13 protein-coding genes are annotated in these 15330 nt (G+C 64.6%); 10 read left to right on the top strand and 3 right to left on the bottom strand.

What is annotated here, in order from left to right:
• Positions 1–2: 2 nt before the first annotated feature.
• The 4 genes from C1A15_RS01880 (at position 3) to clpB (ending at position 4955) form a co-directional block, all read left to right on the top strand.
• Positions 3–698 (top strand): nucleotide exchange factor GrpE, encoded by a 696-nt coding sequence (locus tag C1A15_RS01880; protein WP_101721006.1) that lies wholly within the window; start codon positions 3–5, stop codon positions 696–698.
• 228 nt (positions 699–926) lie between these two features.
• On the top strand, positions 927–1880 hold the full coding sequence (locus C1A15_RS01875) for a DnaJ C-terminal domain-containing protein (RefSeq protein WP_101721005.1): 954 nt from the start codon (positions 927–929) through the stop codon (positions 1878–1880).
• On the top strand, positions 1880–2272 hold the full coding sequence (locus C1A15_RS01870) for a heat shock protein transcriptional repressor HspR (protein ID WP_101721004.1): 393 nt from the start codon (positions 1880–1882) through the stop codon (positions 2270–2272). Before C1A15_RS01875 ends, C1A15_RS01870 begins: the two co-directional genes overlap by 1 nt.
• A 19-nt stretch (positions 2273–2291) precedes the next feature.
• On the top strand, positions 2292–4955 hold the full coding sequence (gene clpB, locus C1A15_RS01865; RefSeq protein ID WP_101721003.1) for an ATP-dependent chaperone ClpB: 2664 nt from the start codon (positions 2292–2294) through the stop codon (positions 4953–4955).
• A 171-nt stretch (positions 4956–5126) separates the two neighbouring features.
• On the opposite strand, the gene C1A15_RS01860 is transcribed toward clpB, so the two are convergent.
• Together C1A15_RS01860 and C1A15_RS01855 are read right to left on the bottom strand one after the other, a co-directional pair.
• On the bottom strand, positions 5127–6080 hold the full coding sequence (locus C1A15_RS01860) for an aminopeptidase (RefSeq protein ID WP_101721002.1): 954 nt from the start codon (positions 6078–6080) through the stop codon (positions 5127–5129).
• Positions 6081–6189: 109 nt separating this feature from the next.
• A complete protein-coding gene (locus C1A15_RS01855) occupies positions 6190–7152 on the bottom strand; it encodes a DUF1177 domain-containing protein (RefSeq protein ID WP_101721001.1) in 963 nt (320 codons plus the stop codon).
• Between the two features lie 108 nt (positions 7153–7260).
• Between C1A15_RS01855 and C1A15_RS01850 the strand changes: the two genes are divergently transcribed.
• From C1A15_RS01850 to C1A15_RS01835, 3 genes are all read left to right on the top strand, one after another.
• Positions 7261–8379 carry an S-methyl thiohydantoin desulfurase family protein gene (locus tag C1A15_RS01850; RefSeq protein ID WP_101723650.1) on the top strand — a complete coding sequence of 373 codons (1119 nt, stop codon included), beginning with the start codon at positions 7261–7263 and terminating at the stop codon, positions 8377–8379.
• A complete protein-coding gene (locus C1A15_RS01845; RefSeq protein WP_101721000.1) occupies positions 8379–9959 on the top strand; it encodes a hydantoinase/oxoprolinase N-terminal domain-containing protein in 1581 nt (526 codons plus the stop codon). Before C1A15_RS01850 ends, C1A15_RS01845 begins: the two co-directional genes overlap by 1 nt.
• A gap of 509 nt (positions 9960–10468) precedes the next feature.
• Positions 10469–11311 (top strand): nitrilase-related carbon-nitrogen hydrolase, encoded by an 843-nt coding sequence (locus C1A15_RS01835; RefSeq protein ID WP_101720998.1) that lies wholly within the window; start codon positions 10469–10471, stop codon positions 11309–11311.
• Positions 11312–11450: 139 nt separating this feature from the next.
• Here the strand turns inward: C1A15_RS01835 and C1A15_RS01830 are convergent, their stop codons facing one another.
• Complete coding sequence (locus tag C1A15_RS01830; RefSeq protein WP_101723649.1) at positions 11451–12833, bottom strand: purine-cytosine permease family protein; 1383 nt, start codon at positions 12831–12833, stop codon at positions 11451–11453.
• Positions 12834–13089: 256 nt separating this feature from the next.
• Here C1A15_RS01830 and C1A15_RS17315 point away from each other — a divergent pair, with 256 nt between their 5' ends.
• The 3 genes from C1A15_RS17315 to C1A15_RS01820 are packed head-to-tail and all read left to right on the top strand — an operon-like array spanning position 13090 to position 15319.
• The gene (locus C1A15_RS17315) at positions 13090–13212 is read left to right on the top strand and encodes a hypothetical protein (RefSeq protein WP_281254097.1); all 123 of its coding nucleotides are present in this window, start codon (positions 13090–13092) and stop codon (positions 13210–13212) included.
• Positions 13212–14732: a TrkH family potassium uptake protein gene (locus C1A15_RS01825; RefSeq protein ID WP_101720997.1), complete on the top strand. Its 1521-nt coding sequence runs from the start codon at positions 13212–13214 to the stop codon at positions 14730–14732. The genes C1A15_RS17315 and C1A15_RS01825 overlap by 1 nt, the downstream gene beginning before the upstream one ends.
• On the top strand, positions 14729–15319 hold the full coding sequence (locus C1A15_RS01820) for a hydrolase (RefSeq protein WP_245864872.1): 591 nt from the start codon (positions 14729–14731) through the stop codon (positions 15317–15319). Before C1A15_RS01825 ends, C1A15_RS01820 begins: the two co-directional genes overlap by 4 nt.
• The last annotated feature ends 11 nt before the right edge of the window (positions 15320–15330 follow it).

Below are 15330 nucleotides of genomic sequence, written 5' to 3'. Positions count from 1 at the left end.
CTATGGCCCAGCCCAACCAGCCCACGCCCGAGCGCGCGGCTCAAGGCGCAGGCAAGAGCATTCCCATCGAAGATACCCGACCTGCGGCTGAGGAAGCTCAGCCGCAGGAGCGGCCCGCCGACGAGGCTTCCGAGGCTCAGGCCGAACCGGTCGAAGCCGAAGCGGTGGAGGCCGAGGTCGTCGAAGACGCCGGTCCTTCGGCCGACGAACAGGTGGCCCAGGCGAAGGCCGAAGCCCAGGAGTGGCAGGACAAGTTCATGCGCCTGCACGCCGAGTGGGACACCTACCGCCGTCGCACGACGGAGCAGCGCGAGATCGAGAAGGCGCGCGCAACGGAGAAGCTGGTCACCAGCCTGCTGCCCGTCATCGACGACTTCGAGCGCACCATCGACTACGCTACGAAGAACGGTGAAGGCGGCTTGTTCGACGGCGTGAAGGCCGTGCATGCGAAGCTGGTCGACGTGCTGAAGAAGGACGGCGTCGAAGTGATCGACCCGGCCGGCGAGGCGTTCGACGCGCTGGAGGCGCAAGCGGTGGCTACGGTGGACGATGCCAGCGTGCCCGATGAGACGGTGTCCGAGGTATACCAACGAGGTTACAAGATGGGAACGAAAGTTCTCAGGCCTGCAATGGTAACCGTCACTTCCGGCGGTCCCAAACGGGAGAAACCGCAGGAAGACGCGGAAAAGCAAAAGTAAATGACCATGAGCGGGCAAAGCCACCAGGCAGCCCGCTTTTGGTTTACGGAAGCCGGTTGAATTCAACAACGGAAACAACAGGCTTTCGGTGGTGAGTCAGATTGGCTTGAAGGTTCTGCGTTCGTGAGCAAAGCGGCCTGATGGGCCGTGTGCGAACGGACGCAGGTTCTGAATGCCAAGCTGGCCGCCACCGGAAGCCGTCAGGTTGATAAAGGAGGTGGAGCGCGAATGGCGGCGACTCCCGACTACTACAAAACGCTAGGCGTTCCACGCACGGCGACGGCCGATGAGATCAAGAAGGCCTTTCGCAAACTCGCGCGCACGCATCACCCCGACGCCGGTGGCGACGAGGCGAAGTTCAAAGAGCTCAACGAAGCGTACGAGGTGCTGTCGGACGAAAAGAAACGCAAGCTGTACGACCAATACGGCACGGCCAACGAGCATCAGATTCCTCAGGGTTGGGGCGGAGGCGGTTCCGTCAACGTCGAGGACATCTTCGGCGGTGCGGGCGGAGGCGGCTTCGGCAGCTGGGCCGATATCCTGGAAAGCATCCGTCACGGCGAAGGCGCGTTCGGAACGGACTGGGATTTCAACGACATGTCGGGCTTCGGAGGCGGTCGCCAACCGCGTCCGCGCAAGGGCCAGGACATGAACGTCACCCTCAACGTGACGTTCGACGAGGCATTCAAGGGTGCCGAGAAGCGCGTGACCGTGCGCGTTCCCGGACGCGGCGATTCCGAGACGCTCACGGTGAAGATCCCGGCCGGCGCCGTGGACGGCGGCCGTCTGCGCTTCAAGGGCAAGGGCGGTCCGGGCGAGAACGGAGGTGCGGCAGGCGACCTGCTGATCACCACGAAGATCGACCCGCATTCGTTCTACACCCGCAAGGGCGCCGACGTGCTGATGGACGTGCCCGTGAGCGTGGCCGAGGCCGCGCTGGGCGCGAGCGTGGTGGTTCCCGCTCCGGACGGCACCAAGGTGCGCGTGCGCGTGCCGAAGGGCACCCAGGACGACACCGTGCTGTCGGTGAAGGGCAAGGGCGCCCCGAAGGTGAAGGGCGACGGCTCGGGCGATTTGAAGATCACCGTGAAGGTGGTCGTGCCCAAGGACATGAACGAAGGACAGAAGAAGGCCATGGAAGACTACCTGGCCGCCACGACTGACGACGTGAGGAGCTGGTGATGAGCGACCGCACCGACCGCAACCGCCCGCTGTACATGATCAGCGTGGCCGCGCAGCTGGCGGGCGTTCACCCGCAAACGCTGCGCGCGTACGAACAGAAGGGGCTCGTATCGCCCCAGCGCACGAGCGGCAACACCCGCATGTACTCGCCGGCCGACATCGAGCGGCTCGAGCTGATCAACGAGTTGACGAGCGAGGGCATTAACCTGGCGGGCGTTATCCGCATCCTCGATCTCCAGGGCCGCCTGGAGGAGCGCGACAACGAGCTGGACGACCTGCACAAGCGCGTGCGTCGTCTGGCCGATCGCGTGCACGAGCTGGAAACGCGCGAAAGCGTGAACGCTCTCGTGCGCGTATCCGACTTACCGACTGCTTTGCGGCAGCTGCCCTAAGCGAAGGAGGAACGTTGCAATGAACATGGGTAACCTGAACAAGCTAGCCCTGACCGCTCAGGAAGCGCTGCAACAGACGATTGTCATCGCATCCGAGAACGAGTCATCGCAGGCGGAGCCCATTCACATGTTGAAGGCTCTGCTGGAATCGAAAGAGAACAACCTATCGGCCATCATCAAGCGCATCGGCGCCGAGCCGTTCCAGCTGCAGGCCAACGTGGACGCTGAGATTCAGCGCATGCCGAAAGTCAGCGGCAACCCCGGCATGATGAGCGGGGTTCCGGGCCCGGCCTTGATGAACCTTATCGACGCCGCCGTGAAAGTGGCCGAGAAGCTGGGCGATAGCTACGCCACGAGCGAGCATCTGCTGATCGCGCTGTCCGAGGACAAGGGCGCGGCGGGCAAGATCCTCACCACCGCAGGCGTCACGCGCAAGAGCATCGAGGCCGCCTATGAGGAGCTTCGTGGCGACACGCGCGTCACCGATCAGCAGAACAAGGTGCAGTTCGAAGCACTGGAGCAGTATGGCCAGAACCTCACGCAGAAGGCGCGCGAGGGCAAGCTCGACCCGGTCATCGGCCGCGCCGAGGAAATCCGCCGCACCATCCAGGTGCTGAGCCGCCGCACGAAGAACAACCCCGTGCTCATCGGCGAGCCGGGCACTGGCAAAACCGCCATCGTCGAGGGCCTTGCCCAGCGCATTGTGGCGGGCGACGTGCCCTCGTCGCTGAAGGATCGCGACCTCGTGGCGCTCGACTTGGGCGCGATGGTGGCCGGCGCGAAGTACCGCGGCGAGTTCGAAGACCGCTTGAAGGCCGTGCTGCGCGAGGTGAAGCAGAGCGAGGGACGCATCATCCTGTTCATCGACGAGCTGCACACCATCGTGGGCGCCGGCTCCACGGGCGACAGCTCCATGGACGCGGGCAACATGCTGAAGCCCGCCCTTGCGCGCGGCGAGCTGCACGCCATCGGCGCGACGACGCTCGACGAGTACCGCAAGTACATCGAGAAGGACGCCGCGCTCGAGCGTCGCTTCCAGCCCGTGCTGGTCACGGAGCCTACGGTGGAGGACACCATCGCCATCCTGCGCGGCCTGAAGGAGAAGTACGAGATCCACCACGGCGTGCGCATCACCGACGCGGCCATCGTGGCGGCGGCCGAGCTGTCGAACCGCTACATCTCCGACCGCTTCCTGCCCGACAAGGCCATCGACCTCATGGACGAGGCCGCCAGCCGCCTGCGCATCGAGATCGACTCGATGCCCGAGGAAGTGGATGCCGCCGAGCGCAAACTCACCCAGATGCAAATCGAGGAGCAGGCGCTCATGAAGGAGAGCGACCAGGCATCGCAGGAGCGTTTGGAAGCGCTGCGTCGCGAGATCGCCACGGCTCAGGAGGACCTCGACAAGCGCAAGGCCGAGTGGCAGAACGAGAAAGATGCCATCGAGCACGTGCAGAACCTCAAGAGCGACCTCGAGGGCGCGCAGCTTGAAGAGGAACGCGCCACCCGCGAGGGCGACCTCGTGAAGGCGTCCGAGATCCGCTACGCGCGCATCCCCGCACTGCAGCAGCAGCTTCATGCGGCCGAGGAGGAGCTCAACGTGAAGCAGCAGGACGGCGCCATCCTCAAGGAGGAGGTGTCGGACGACGAGATCGCCGAGGTCGTTTCCACGTGGACGGGCATTCCCGTGCAGAAGATGATGCAGGGCGAGATGGCCAAGCTCGTCGACCTCGAAGAGAAGCTGCACGAGCGCGTGGTGGGCCAGGACGAGGCCGTGTCCTCGGTCGCCGGCGCCATCCGCCGTAACCGTGCCGGGTTGTCCGACCCGAACCGTCCCATCGGCTCGTTTCTGTTCCTGGGCCCCACGGGCGTTGGCAAGACGGAACTGGCGAAAGCGCTCGCGGAGTACCTGTTCGATAGCGAGAAGGCCATGGTGCGCATCGACATGTCGGAGTACATGGAGAAGTTCTCGGTGCAGCGCCTGATCGGTGCGCCTCCGGGATACGTGGGCTACGACGAGGGCGGCCAGCTGACCGAGGCCGTGCGCCGCAAGCCCTACTCGGTGATCTTGCTCGACGAGATCGAGAAGGCGCACCCTGACGTGTTCAACATTCTGTTGCAGGTGCTCGACGATGGCCGCCTGACCGACGGCCAGGGCCGCGTGGTGTCGTTCAAGAACGCCATCATCATCATGACGTCGAACGTGGGCTCGCAGTTCATCCGCGAGTTCGCCGAGCACGGCGACGAGAAGGCCATGAAGCAGGCCATCGACGGGGCCTTGCGCGCGACGTTTCGCCCGGAGTTCATCAACCGCATCGACGACGTGGTGGTGTTCAACGCGCTCAACATGACGAACATCGAACCCATCGTCGACCTGCAGCTGGAAGAGGTGCGCGACCGTTTGGCCGACCGTCGCATCACGCTCGACGTGACGCCGGCGGCGATGGAGCACCTGTCCATAGACGGCTACGATCCCATCTTCGGAGCGCGTCCGCTGAAGCGCCTCATCCAGAAGGAGATTGTCGACCGTATCGCCCAGAAGGTGGTGGAGGGCAAGCTGCGCGACCGCAGCCATGTCCTCATCAGCATCGACCAGGACGGCAACTACGAGTGCACGGTGGAAGAGCCCCTCGAGCTCGACGCCATGCCCATCGACGACCTGCTGATGGACGGCGAGAAGTAGCTACTCGGCACTACGTTCGCGAACGGACAAGCGCGAACGAACAAGCAGCGGCCCGACGGTTTCGTCGGGCCGCTTTTGCGTTGGGACGCTCTGCGATGTTTCACGTGAAACATCGCGGGTTGTCGGGGTGCGAAGCATGGGGGCGCGCAACGCCGGGACACTGAGCACGGGTTACACGAACTCGCCCTCGCGGATGACGCATTCTCCGTCGAGGTAGAGGGTGGGCTTGAGGATGATGCCGTCGAGGTGGCAGGCGGCTTTCGTGGTGCCGCCGAACGAGGTGTTCGTGCCGAAGGCGATGTGGACGGTGCCGTAGAGCTTCTCGTCTTCGAGGATGATGCCGCACAGCTTCGCCGCTTCGTTCGTGCCGATGCCCAGCTCGGCGATGGTGCCGTTCTCGGGTTGGTCGAACAGCACGTCGAGGCGCTCGGCGTAGGGGCCTTCCGCATCGCCGCCCTCCATGTGCACGAGGCGCCCGTTCTCGATCGTGACGACGAGCGGCTCGGCCAGCGTGCCGATGCCCACCATGGAGCCGTCGACGGCGGCCGTCCCGTTCGCCTCGCTTTCGAGCGGCGCGATGTACGCCTCGCCCGAGGGAAAGTTGCCGCTCGCGCCCGGCTCGCGGTAGATGCCGGGGCTGGCCACGCCGTCGCGCCCGGTCAGCGCCAGCTCCAGCACCTGGCCGTCTTTTTCGATGCGTGCGTGCGATGCGCGCGAAAGGCGCTCGGTGAGCGCGCGGGTGCGCTGTTCTACCTGGGCGTAGTCGGCGCAGGCGGCGCCGTCGCGCAGCATATCCATCGTGATGCTGGGCATGGTGACCACGCGCGTGCCCGCCCCCGCGGCTTCGATGCGCGCGTTCGTGTGCGTGATGGACTTCGCCGTGGGGCACAGCGCGACGTCGGCGGCTTTCATGGCCGCAGCCACCGGCGCGGGCGGCTCCTCGCCGGCTACCGAGCCCTCGGGCATCTGCATGATGAGCGCGTGGCGGCCCATGGCGCAGGCGGCTCGGTAGAACAGCTCGCCCACCTCGCGCGTGGGATCGTCGGTGACGATGAGCAGCATCTCGTCCGGTTGAAGAGCGAGGTTGGTTTCAATGATGGACCGAGCACGTTCTGCGAGGTTCATTCCGTACCTTTCGTTCGACGATGTTTCACGTGAAACATTTGTTCTTGTATCGCAGTGCATTGCGCCACGTGTTTCACGTGAAACACGTGGACGGCAAGAAGGGTGAAGCTTATGCCTCCGGGTCTTCCGCAGGCAGCGCGCCCATGCCTTGCAGATGGGCCATGCTTCCATAGCGCTCCACGAAGCGTGCGTGCTCTTCCTCGTCGTAGAACGCGCATTTCCCCTCGCCGAACGCCTTCGCTGCCTCGATCATGAACGACCCTGCCTCGTCCAGGTCGGTCAGATGAGTGGCTCCGGTCGCGCAGCCCGGGACGGCCGTCTCGGTGGTGATAGCCACGCCCACGACGGGCGCATCGGTGGCCGTGCAGGGTTGCAGGATGGAATTCAGGTGGTACAGGCCGTTGCCGTACGGCGTGATGTCGGCCATGGACAGCGGGTACGTGCGCGCGCGGCGACCGGTGGCGATCTCCACGAGCGATACGAGGTCCTCGCTGACGCGCAGGATGCAGCCCTCCTTCACCGTGGGGGAGATCATGAAGCCGCGCTCGTTCATGATGCGGTTCCCCTTCGTCGTGTCCACCACGAGCACCGCATCGAGCGGGGTGCCGCCCACTTCCTCGCGGTTCACGTCGGCCGTGGCCACGGGCGAGCCCATGAACGCCACGGGCTCATGCGGGAAGGTGGGGGCGTGCGGGCACACGTGGGTGGAGATGAACACATCGCCCGGCAGCACGTCGCCGCGCGCGTGCATCGACAGCAGCTTCGCCGCGCAGGCCAGCGCGGTGAGCGCGCCGTCGCCGTCCGACACGAACCCGATGCGCTCGGGCCGCGCGCCCAAGCCGCCCAAACGTCCCAGCAACCCGATGGTGGGCGCGTCGCCACCCGTCGCGCGCCCGCGCGAGCCGGGGATGCGCACGCGCACCATGTCGGTGGAGCCCTTCGGCCCTTCCAGCACGTACGTCTCGGCATCGCACGCGGGGTCGATGCCGCGCAGGTAGTCCACGACGCCCGCGCCGCTCGCGGCAGGCGAATCCAACAAATCGTACAGCTCGATCAACTGTTTGAAAATCATGGGAAGGTGTCTCCTTTTGCCTCTATGGTGTCGCTTTCCTCGTTCGGTTCCATGATAATACGGTTCTATGCAGTTCGTAGCATCTTCGACGAAAGGTTCCATTCCATCATGAGAAGGAAAATCGGCATCAAAGAGATCGAGGATATGGCGCTTGGCGCGACGGTCCTCGGCGCGGGCGGGGGCGGCGACCCCTACGTCGGCAAGCTCATGGCCATCGAGGCCATCAAGAAGTACGGCGAGGTCGAGCTGATCACGCCCGACGAAGTTCCCGACGAAGCGATGGTATGCGTGTCGCAGATGATGGGCGCCCCCACTATCATGGTGGAGAAGATCTGCAGCGGCCTCGAGCCTATGGCCACGTACGACGAGCTGGTGAAAGAGCTGGGCCAGGAGCCGTACGCCATCTACGCGGTGGAAGCGGGCGGCGTGAACTCCACCATCCCGTTCATCCTGGCCGCCACGCGTCAGATTCCCGTGGTGGACTGCGATCTCATGGGCCGCGCGTTCCCCGAGCTGCAAATGGTGACGCTCAGCATCAACGGCGTGCAGGGCCTCCCGGCGGTCTTGGCCGACGAGAAGGGCAACACCGTGACGGTGCGCGGCATCGACGACACGTGGCTCGAGCGCATCTCGCGTCAGGCCACGTCGGTGATGGGCGGCTACACCATCCTCGCGTCGTATCCGTGCACGGGCAAACAGCTCAAGGATTACTGCATCCCCAACACGCCCACGCTGTGCGAGGAGATCGGCCGCACGCTGCGTGAGGCGCGCGAGCAGCACGCCGATCCCATCGAGGCCGTGCTGAACGTGACGAACGGGTTCCGGCTGTTCCGCGGCAAGGTGGTTGACGTCGAGCGCAAGACCGACGGCATGTTCGTGCGCGGCCAGGCCGTGGTGGACGGCCTCGACCAGGACAAAGGCAGCCGGATGGTCATCGAGTTCCAGAACGAGAACCTCATCGCGCTGCGCGACGGCGAGCCGGTGACCACGGCGCCCGACCTCGTCATGTCGCTGGACATGGAGTCCGGCGCGCCCGTGACCACCGAAGGCCTCAAGTACGGCGCCCGCGTCGTGGTGGTGGGCATGCCCTGCGCCCCGCAGTGGCGCACGCCCGAGGGCCTGTCCGTGGTGGGCCCGCGCGCGTTCGGCTACGACATCGATTACGTGCCGGTTGAGGAGCGCATGGCGGCGAAGGCGGCGGCAAGCGAGCAGGAGGTGCAGGCGTAATGGCAGATCAGAAGCGTATCTGGCGTCTTGGTATCGACGTGGGCGGCACGAATACCGACGCTGTGATCATCGACGGCGATCTCAACCTGGTCGCTGCGACGAAAAGCCCCACCACCGAGGACGTCATGGGCGGCATCGAGGCTGCCATGCACGAGGTCATCACGCAGATCGGCGCCGAAGCAGCGAAGAACATCGGGTTCGCCATGCTGGGCACCACGCATTGCACGAACGCCATCGTCGAGCGCAAGCGCCTCAACAAGGTGGCCGCGCTGCGCGTGGGTGCGCCGGCCACGACGGCCATCAGCTGCATGGCCGACTGGCCCGACGAGCTGAAGGACGCCATGCGCGTGCGCGACTTCCTCGTGCACGGCGGCAACGAGTTCGACGGCCGCGAGATCAGCCCGCTTTCCGAGGACGAGATCCGCGGGGTGGCGCGGGTCGTTCGCGAGGACGGCTTCGAATCCGTTGCCGTGACCAGCGTGTTCTCTCCGGTGTCCGACGCGCACGAGAAGCGCGCCGCCGCCATCCTGCGCGACGAGCTGGGCGAGGGCTTCCCCATCACGCTGTCGTCCGAGATCGGGTCGCTTGGCTTCCTCGAGCGCGAGAACGCGTCCATCCTGAACGCGGCGCTGTACGACGTGGCGCGCACGACGGCCGACAGTTTCGAGGCGGCGCTCGCGTCCGAGGGCCTCACCGACGTGGCCGTGTATCTGGGCCAGAACGACGGCACGCTCATGTCCGTGGACTACGCGAAGCGCTATCCCATCTTCACCATCGCCTGCGGCCCCACGAACTCCATCCGCGGCGCGTCGTTCCTGACGCAGGAAAAGGATGCCGTGGTCGTTGACATCGGCGGCACCACCACCGACGTGGGCGTGCTCGCGCACGGCTTCCCGCGCGAGAGCATGGTGGCCGTCGAGATCGGCGACGTGCGCACGAACTTCCGCATGCCCGACCTCGTGTCGGTGGGCCTCGGCGGCGGGTCGCTCGTGTGGCGTCTCGACGACGGTCGCGTGACGGTGGGTCCCGACAGCGTGGGCTACCTCGTCACGAAGAAGGCGCTCTGCTTCGGCGGCGACACGCTGACCGCAACCGATATCGTGGTGGCGAAGGGGCTGGCCGAGGGCGTGGGCGACCCCGCGCTCGTGGCCGATCTCGACCCGGCGCTCGTGAATGCGGCCTATGCGGAGATCACGCGCATCATCGAGGATGCCGTGGACGCGATGAAGACCTCGGCCGGCGACGTGACGGTCATCCTCGTGGGCGGTGGCTCCATCCTGGCTCCCGACCACCTGGAAGGCTCGAACAACGTGCTGCGCCCGCAGAACTTCGGCGTGGCGAACGCCGTGGGCTCGGCCATCGCGCAGGTGTCCGGCCAGATCGCCAAGGTGTTCTCGATGGCCGAGACGCCGCGCGACCAGGCGCTTGCCGAATCGAAGCAGCGCGCGTGCGACGAGGCTGTCGAAGCCGGCGCCGACCCCAGCACCGTGGAGGTGGTCGACGTCGAGGACATCCCGATGGCCTACCTCGGCGACGCGCTGTGCATCCGCGTCAAAGCCGTCGGCGATTTGATGCTGTAGTTCGGTTCCGGCGGTCGGCAGACCGCCGGAACTGCTCGATGCTGCGGTCGACCGCAGTGCCCGGGCGTCCGTTCCTGTGATAGGGGTGTCGTCGATGGTTGCCGTTTCTGCATTGATCGTGATCCTGGCCGGAGTAATTATTGTTGGGCAGATAGCAGGTGCGTTTCTATGCAAGAGCATGCTTTCGCGACTGGTTCTGCTGTGCCTTTCGCTCGTAGGCTCTCTCGCAGTGCTCGTGTCGATCATCTGGATACTATCCGAGTGCGCTGCTCAGGGCGATTGGCGGGCAATCGAGGACACCGCAAGAGCATGGTTCATTGCAGCTGCGGCGTTCTCGCTTATCGTCGGATCGTCCGCCATTGCGATGTGCATCAGAAGCAGGATTTCAACAAGGGTGGATCGAGGGGCGTAGGCGCGACGGCCGCCATCGTCGATCCGACTGGCAAGGCGCGTCGCGCCTTCGTCGTGCGATAATGCACGGATATGGCTTGTAGCGCAAAGGAGAACTCATGACCAAAATGAAACAAAGGGCGGCAAAACACCCCGCGCACCTGGCGCTTATCCAGTTCGAGAGCGAGTTGTGCGACCCTGCGGCGAACACCGAGAAGGCGTGCCGCATGATCGCTGAGGCGGCGGCCGAGGGCGCCGACCTCGTGGTGCTGCCCGAGCTGTTCTCGACGGGTTACGAGCTGAACATCGTCGGCCCGCACGTGCCCGAGCTGGCCGAGCCGGTCGACGGCCCCACGGTGCGTGCGTTGCAGGACGCCGCCCGCGCGGGCAACTGCTACGTGGTGGCGGGCCTCGCGCTTGCCTACGACATGGCGGGCGTGCCGTTCAACAGCTCGGTGATCATCGATCGGCAGGGCGAGCTCATGGGCACCTATGACAAGCAGCACCTGTGGGCGCTCGAGCGCTTCTACTTCCGCTCGGGGTGCGATTGCCCCGTGTTCGACACCGACTTCGGGCGCATCGGCGTGATGATCTGCTACGACATGGGATTTCCCGAGGTGGCGCGGATGCTGGCGCTGCAGGGCGCCGACCTCATCCTGTGCCCGTCGGCGTGGTGCGAGGAGGATATGGACGTGTGGGACGTGAACGTGCCCGCCCGCGCGTTGGAGAACACGGCGTTCGTCGCGGCCGTCAACCGCTACGGCGTTGAGGACCAGCTGGTCATGCCGGGCCACACGAAGGTATGCGATCCGCGCGGCCACGTGGTCGCCGAGCTGGTCGAGGAAGCCGAAGGCGTGCTGCATGTGGAACTCGATCTGGACGAGGTCGTGGGATATCGCCAGCGCAGCCCCTATCTGCGCGACCGACGTCCCGATCTCTACGACCTGGTGCTGCTCCCGTAGATGTCCCAAACGGGGACAGTCCCCCTTTGGGACATCCGTTTGGGGAACGCAGGTGCGAAAAAGCCCCCTATGTTTCACGTGAAACATAGGGGGCTTCGCTTTGTGGGGTGCGCGGGGCAATGCGCAGGGCACAGCCTCTTTACAACACCTGATCCGTTTCGGAGAACGTGACGGTGTCCGTCTTCTTCATGGATGCGTACACCTTCATCACGACCCAGTACAGCACGCCGGCCAAGATGAGCGAGTTGAGGCCGGGAATGCCGACGTTCATGATGCTGGTGACCTCGCCCACGGCGAAGCCGGCGATCCAGCAGACGATGGCGATGGGGTTCCACTTCTCCACTTTCTCGGGCAGTTCGCCCTTGGCGCGCGATGCGTCGAGCGTGGCGCGGCTGCGCTTCAGCACGAAGTAGTCCACCACCATGATGCCGGCGACAGGCGGAATGGCCACGCCGAGCAAGGTGAGGAAGTTGGTGAAGTAGTTGATGATGCCGATGACCGACAGCAGCGTGCCCACGATGCCGAGCGCCCACACGAGGCCGTTGCGGCTGAGCGCTTTGTTGAACAGCGCGTTGATCATGGTGGCCAAGCCCAGGCTGGACGAGTACAGGTTGATGTCGTTCAGCTTCACCGTGGAAGCCACCACGATGATGACGCCGATGATGCCCGAGGTGCCCATCATGATGTCGACGATGTTCTCGGTGCCCATGGCGTGCGCCAGCAGCACGGCCAGCAGGTTCATGCCCAGCTCGCCCACGAACGTGCCGATGAGCGTCATCCAGAACACCTGGGTGCCGTTCTTCAGGAAGCGCGCATAGTCGGGCGTGCAGATGGCGCCGGCGATGAAGCCGCCGGCCACCATGGTGGTTGCCGCTCCCAGCGTCAGCGCCGGTCCCGGAGGCGCCGTGGTCAGAAGCTCGGTGATGGTGTGATCTTGCAGGATGATGGCCGCGGCTACCACGACCACGATCACGAACAGCGGCACGAACACCGTGGCGAAGTTCGCGATGGCCTTGATGCCGAACACCACGAGCAGCGTGATGCCGAGGCCCGTGATGACGGCCCAGAGGATGTACTCGGGCGTGATGCCGGGCATGATCCCCGGCATGATCTCCTGCGTACCGATGAAGTCGGTGAACGGGACGATCTCGGCCATGCCCTGGCCGAACACCGCGTTCTGCACGCCGAACCAGCCCACCATGGAGATGGCGACGACGCCGCCGAACAGCGCCGAGCCCACCTTGCCGAAGCCGGCCCAACGGGACAGCAGGCTGGTGGACAGGCCTTCGCGCGCGGCTGCCGTGCCGAGCGCCCAGCTGACCACCTGCAGCAGCACCGAGCCGAGCATGGTTGCCAGGAAGGCGTCCCAGAACGTCAAGCCGTAGCCGAGCGCCGCGCCCAGCATGAGCTGGGATACGCAGCAGATCGCGCCGATCCTGATGAAAAGAATCCGCCAAAACGGCTGTTTCGCTTCATCAGGAACGCGCGACAACGAGTAGTCGATGTCGTTTTCAGGAGCCATGATCTTCCCTTTCTCGTCCCTCATCGTACTTTTGATCGTGTGATCAAAAGAATGGTGGGATTATACCCTGCTCGTGTGTGCTTAGATAGCTACGTGTGTAAACTTTATTATGGGAAACGTCGAACGGTAGACCGGGGGTGCCGTCCTCCCCGATTCCCGCCCGTAGATCCAAGTCATCGTCATTGTGTCTGTTGCTTCGTCCTGCGTATCGCGGAGCGGTCATTTGTACTAGAATACCCGCATGCGTAAAAGAAACATGGACATCCGACAGATCATCGAGACGCCGCTGCTGGGCTACGGCGTGGTGCTGCTGTCGCTCGCATGCTTCTTGCTGCTGCTGTGGACGCTGATCATCCTGGTTAGGATCGTGCTGGGTTAATGTGGCAACGGTTCACATTGTACGATGTCCGGGTCATCGGCCATTACCTCGGCGTGCTCATCCTGTTCTCCAGCTTGGCGCTGCTGGTGCCGTTCATCACGGCCATCGCATGCGGTGAGTGGGTGCCGGCGACGCACTATCTGCTGACCATCGGCATCTCGCTTATCCTCGGCTCCGCGCTGCGCTACCTGCGCATCGATCCGGGCCGCCTCAACCGGCAACAGGCGCTTGCCGTCACGGGTTTCGCGTGGATCGTGCTCGCGTTCGTCGCATCCATTCCGCTGTACCTCTCCGGCCATTACCTCAGCTACCTCGACGCGCTGTTCGACGGTGTGTCGGGCCTGACCACTACGGGTGCCAGCATCATCGTCGACCTCGATCACCTCTCGAACGCCGATAACATGTGGCGTTTCATGATGCACCTGCTGGGCGGTTTCGGCCTCATCGTGGTGGCGCTGTCGTTCGGGTTGTTCGGCAAGCGCGCGGGCGCCAGCTTGTACATGTCGGAGGGCCGCAGCGAGCACGTGGTGCCGAACGTCGTGCAGACCACGCAGTTCATCGCGAAGATCGGCATGGGAATGATCTTCGTCGCCACAGTCATCCTGACTGCGGTGTGCCTGTTCATCGGCATGGAGCCGTTGCGCGCGTTCCTGCAATCCCTTTGGCTCGCCATCTCGGGCTTTACCACGGGCGGTTTCGCGCCTATGAGCCAAAGCGTCATGTACTATCATTCGTTCCCGCTCGAGATCGTGCTCATGCTGCTCATGCTGCTGGGCTCCATCAACTTCGTGCTGCATTCTGAAGTGTGGAAAGGCCACGTGGAAGTGTTCTTCCGCGACCTCGAGATTCGCACGATGGTGCTGTGGCTTGCCGTGATGACGTGCGTACTGGCGGCATCGCTCAGCGCCAGCCCCGAGTTCTCCAGCCTGCCCGCCATGCTGCGCCGCGGACTGTTCATGGTGATCTCGGCGTTTTCGACCACCGGCTTCCAGAACATCACCACCAACGAGCTGACCACGGCGCTTTCGTCGGGCGCGTTCTTCGTGCTGGCCATCCTCATGGCCGTCGGCGGCAGCGGCGGATCCACGTCTGGCGGTTTGAAGTTCAGCCGCATGGGCGTCATCATGAAGTCGATCATCGCCACCATCAAGGAGGCTCTTGCGCCCGACAGCGCGCGCGTCGTGGTGTCCTACAACCACGTGGGGCGCCGCATCCTGTCGCCCGAGATCGTGAAGGAGGCCATGACGGTGTTCGTGCTGTACGTGGCTACGTACGCGGTTGGCACGCTCGTGGGCATTGCGCACGGTTACGAGGCGCCGCAGGCTATCTTCGAATCGGTGGCCATGGCCAGCAACGGCGGCGTGTCGTCGGGCCTGTCGTCTCCCGGCATGCCCGCGTCGCTCGAGCTGTTCTACATCGCGCAGATGTGGGCCGGCCGTCTCGAGTTCGTCACGCTGCTGGCCCTCGTGGTCGAGATCATCGTGTCGCTGAATCCGAAAAGGCGGGTGTTGAAGGCATGAGGCCGAGGCTTCGTCGCATACCATGGTTCGCAGGCCTTGCCGCGGCGCTGTGCCTGGTGCTCGCGCTGTCGGTCGCGGCGTACGCCGACGAGCCCGCAGAGGGCGACAATGCGGTGAACACGCAGCAGCTGCCCGACAGCTCGTTCATCTACGACACGTCCATCATCGACCTCAGCGGCGCCGATGCCTACTACGACAACCAAACCGTCCAGGTGACGGGCGAGGTGATCGGCGACAGCATTCGCGCCGGCGTGTCCGGCCGCCACCAGTGGATCACCCTCTCTTCTCAGGGCGACTCCGCGACGATCTCGGTATACATGAGCAACGAGTCGGCAGCGAAAATCGACACGTTCGGCAAGTACGGCACGACGGGCACTACGCTGCAAGTGCGCGGCACGTTTCATCTCGTGTGCGCCGACCACGAGGGTCTGAGCGATCTCCACGCGGAAGCGGTGACCGTGGTCGCGCCGGGCGAGCAGCACCCCGACACGTTCGACTTCCGCGCGTTCGTGCCCGGCATCATCGCGGTCGTCGCGGGCCTCGTGCTGCTGGGCGTGTTTTACTGGTTGAGGGAACGGCAGCGGTAGGCGCACCGTTC

The sequence above is a fragment of the Eggerthella timonensis genome, assembly GCF_900184265.1.
Lineage (GTDB): Bacteria > Actinomycetota > Coriobacteriia > Coriobacteriales > Eggerthellaceae > Eggerthella > Eggerthella timonensis.
The sequence above is the reverse complement of the archived record's forward strand: the minus strand, read 5'-3'. Positions and strand labels throughout refer to the sequence as shown.

Bases quoted from the DNA above. Each gene is read 5' to 3' on its own strand.
- C1A15_RS01860 (WP_101721002.1), bottom strand. From the start codon at position 6,080: ATGAACCTCGCAGAACGTGCTCGGTCCATCATTGAAACCAACCTCGCT.
- C1A15_RS17315 (WP_281254097.1), top strand. From the start codon at position 13,090: ATGGACATCCGACAGATCATCGAGACGCCGCTGCTGGGCTACGGCGTG.
- C1A15_RS01850 (WP_101723650.1), top strand. From the start codon at position 7,261: ATGAGAAGGAAAATCGGCATCAAAGAGATCGAGGATATGGCGCTTGGC.
- C1A15_RS01830 (WP_101723649.1), bottom strand. From the start codon at position 12,833: ATGGCTCCTGAAAACGACATCGACTACTCGTTGTCGCGCGTTCCTGAT.
- C1A15_RS01880 (WP_101721006.1), top strand. From the start codon at position 3: ATGGCCCAGCCCAACCAGCCCACGCCCGAGCGCGCGGCTCAAGGCGCA.
- C1A15_RS01875 (WP_101721005.1), top strand. From the start codon at position 927: ATGGCGGCGACTCCCGACTACTACAAAACGCTAGGCGTTCCACGCACG.
- clpB (WP_101721003.1), top strand. From the start codon at position 2,292: ATGAACATGGGTAACCTGAACAAGCTAGCCCTGACCGCTCAGGAAGCG.
- C1A15_RS01825 (WP_101720997.1), top strand. From the start codon at position 13,212: ATGTGGCAACGGTTCACATTGTACGATGTCCGGGTCATCGGCCATTAC.
- C1A15_RS01845 (WP_101721000.1), top strand. From the start codon at position 8,379: ATGGCAGATCAGAAGCGTATCTGGCGTCTTGGTATCGACGTGGGCGGC.
- C1A15_RS01835 (WP_101720998.1), top strand. From the start codon at position 10,469: ATGACCAAAATGAAACAAAGGGCGGCAAAACACCCCGCGCACCTGGCG.
- C1A15_RS01870 (WP_101721004.1), top strand. From the start codon at position 1,880: ATGAGCGACCGCACCGACCGCAACCGCCCGCTGTACATGATCAGCGTG.
- C1A15_RS01820 (WP_245864872.1), top strand. From the start codon at position 14,729: ATGAGGCCGAGGCTTCGTCGCATACCATGGTTCGCAGGCCTTGCCGCG.
- C1A15_RS01855 (WP_101721001.1), bottom strand. From the start codon at position 7,152: ATGATTTTCAAACAGTTGATCGAGCTGTACGATTTGTTGGATTCGCCT.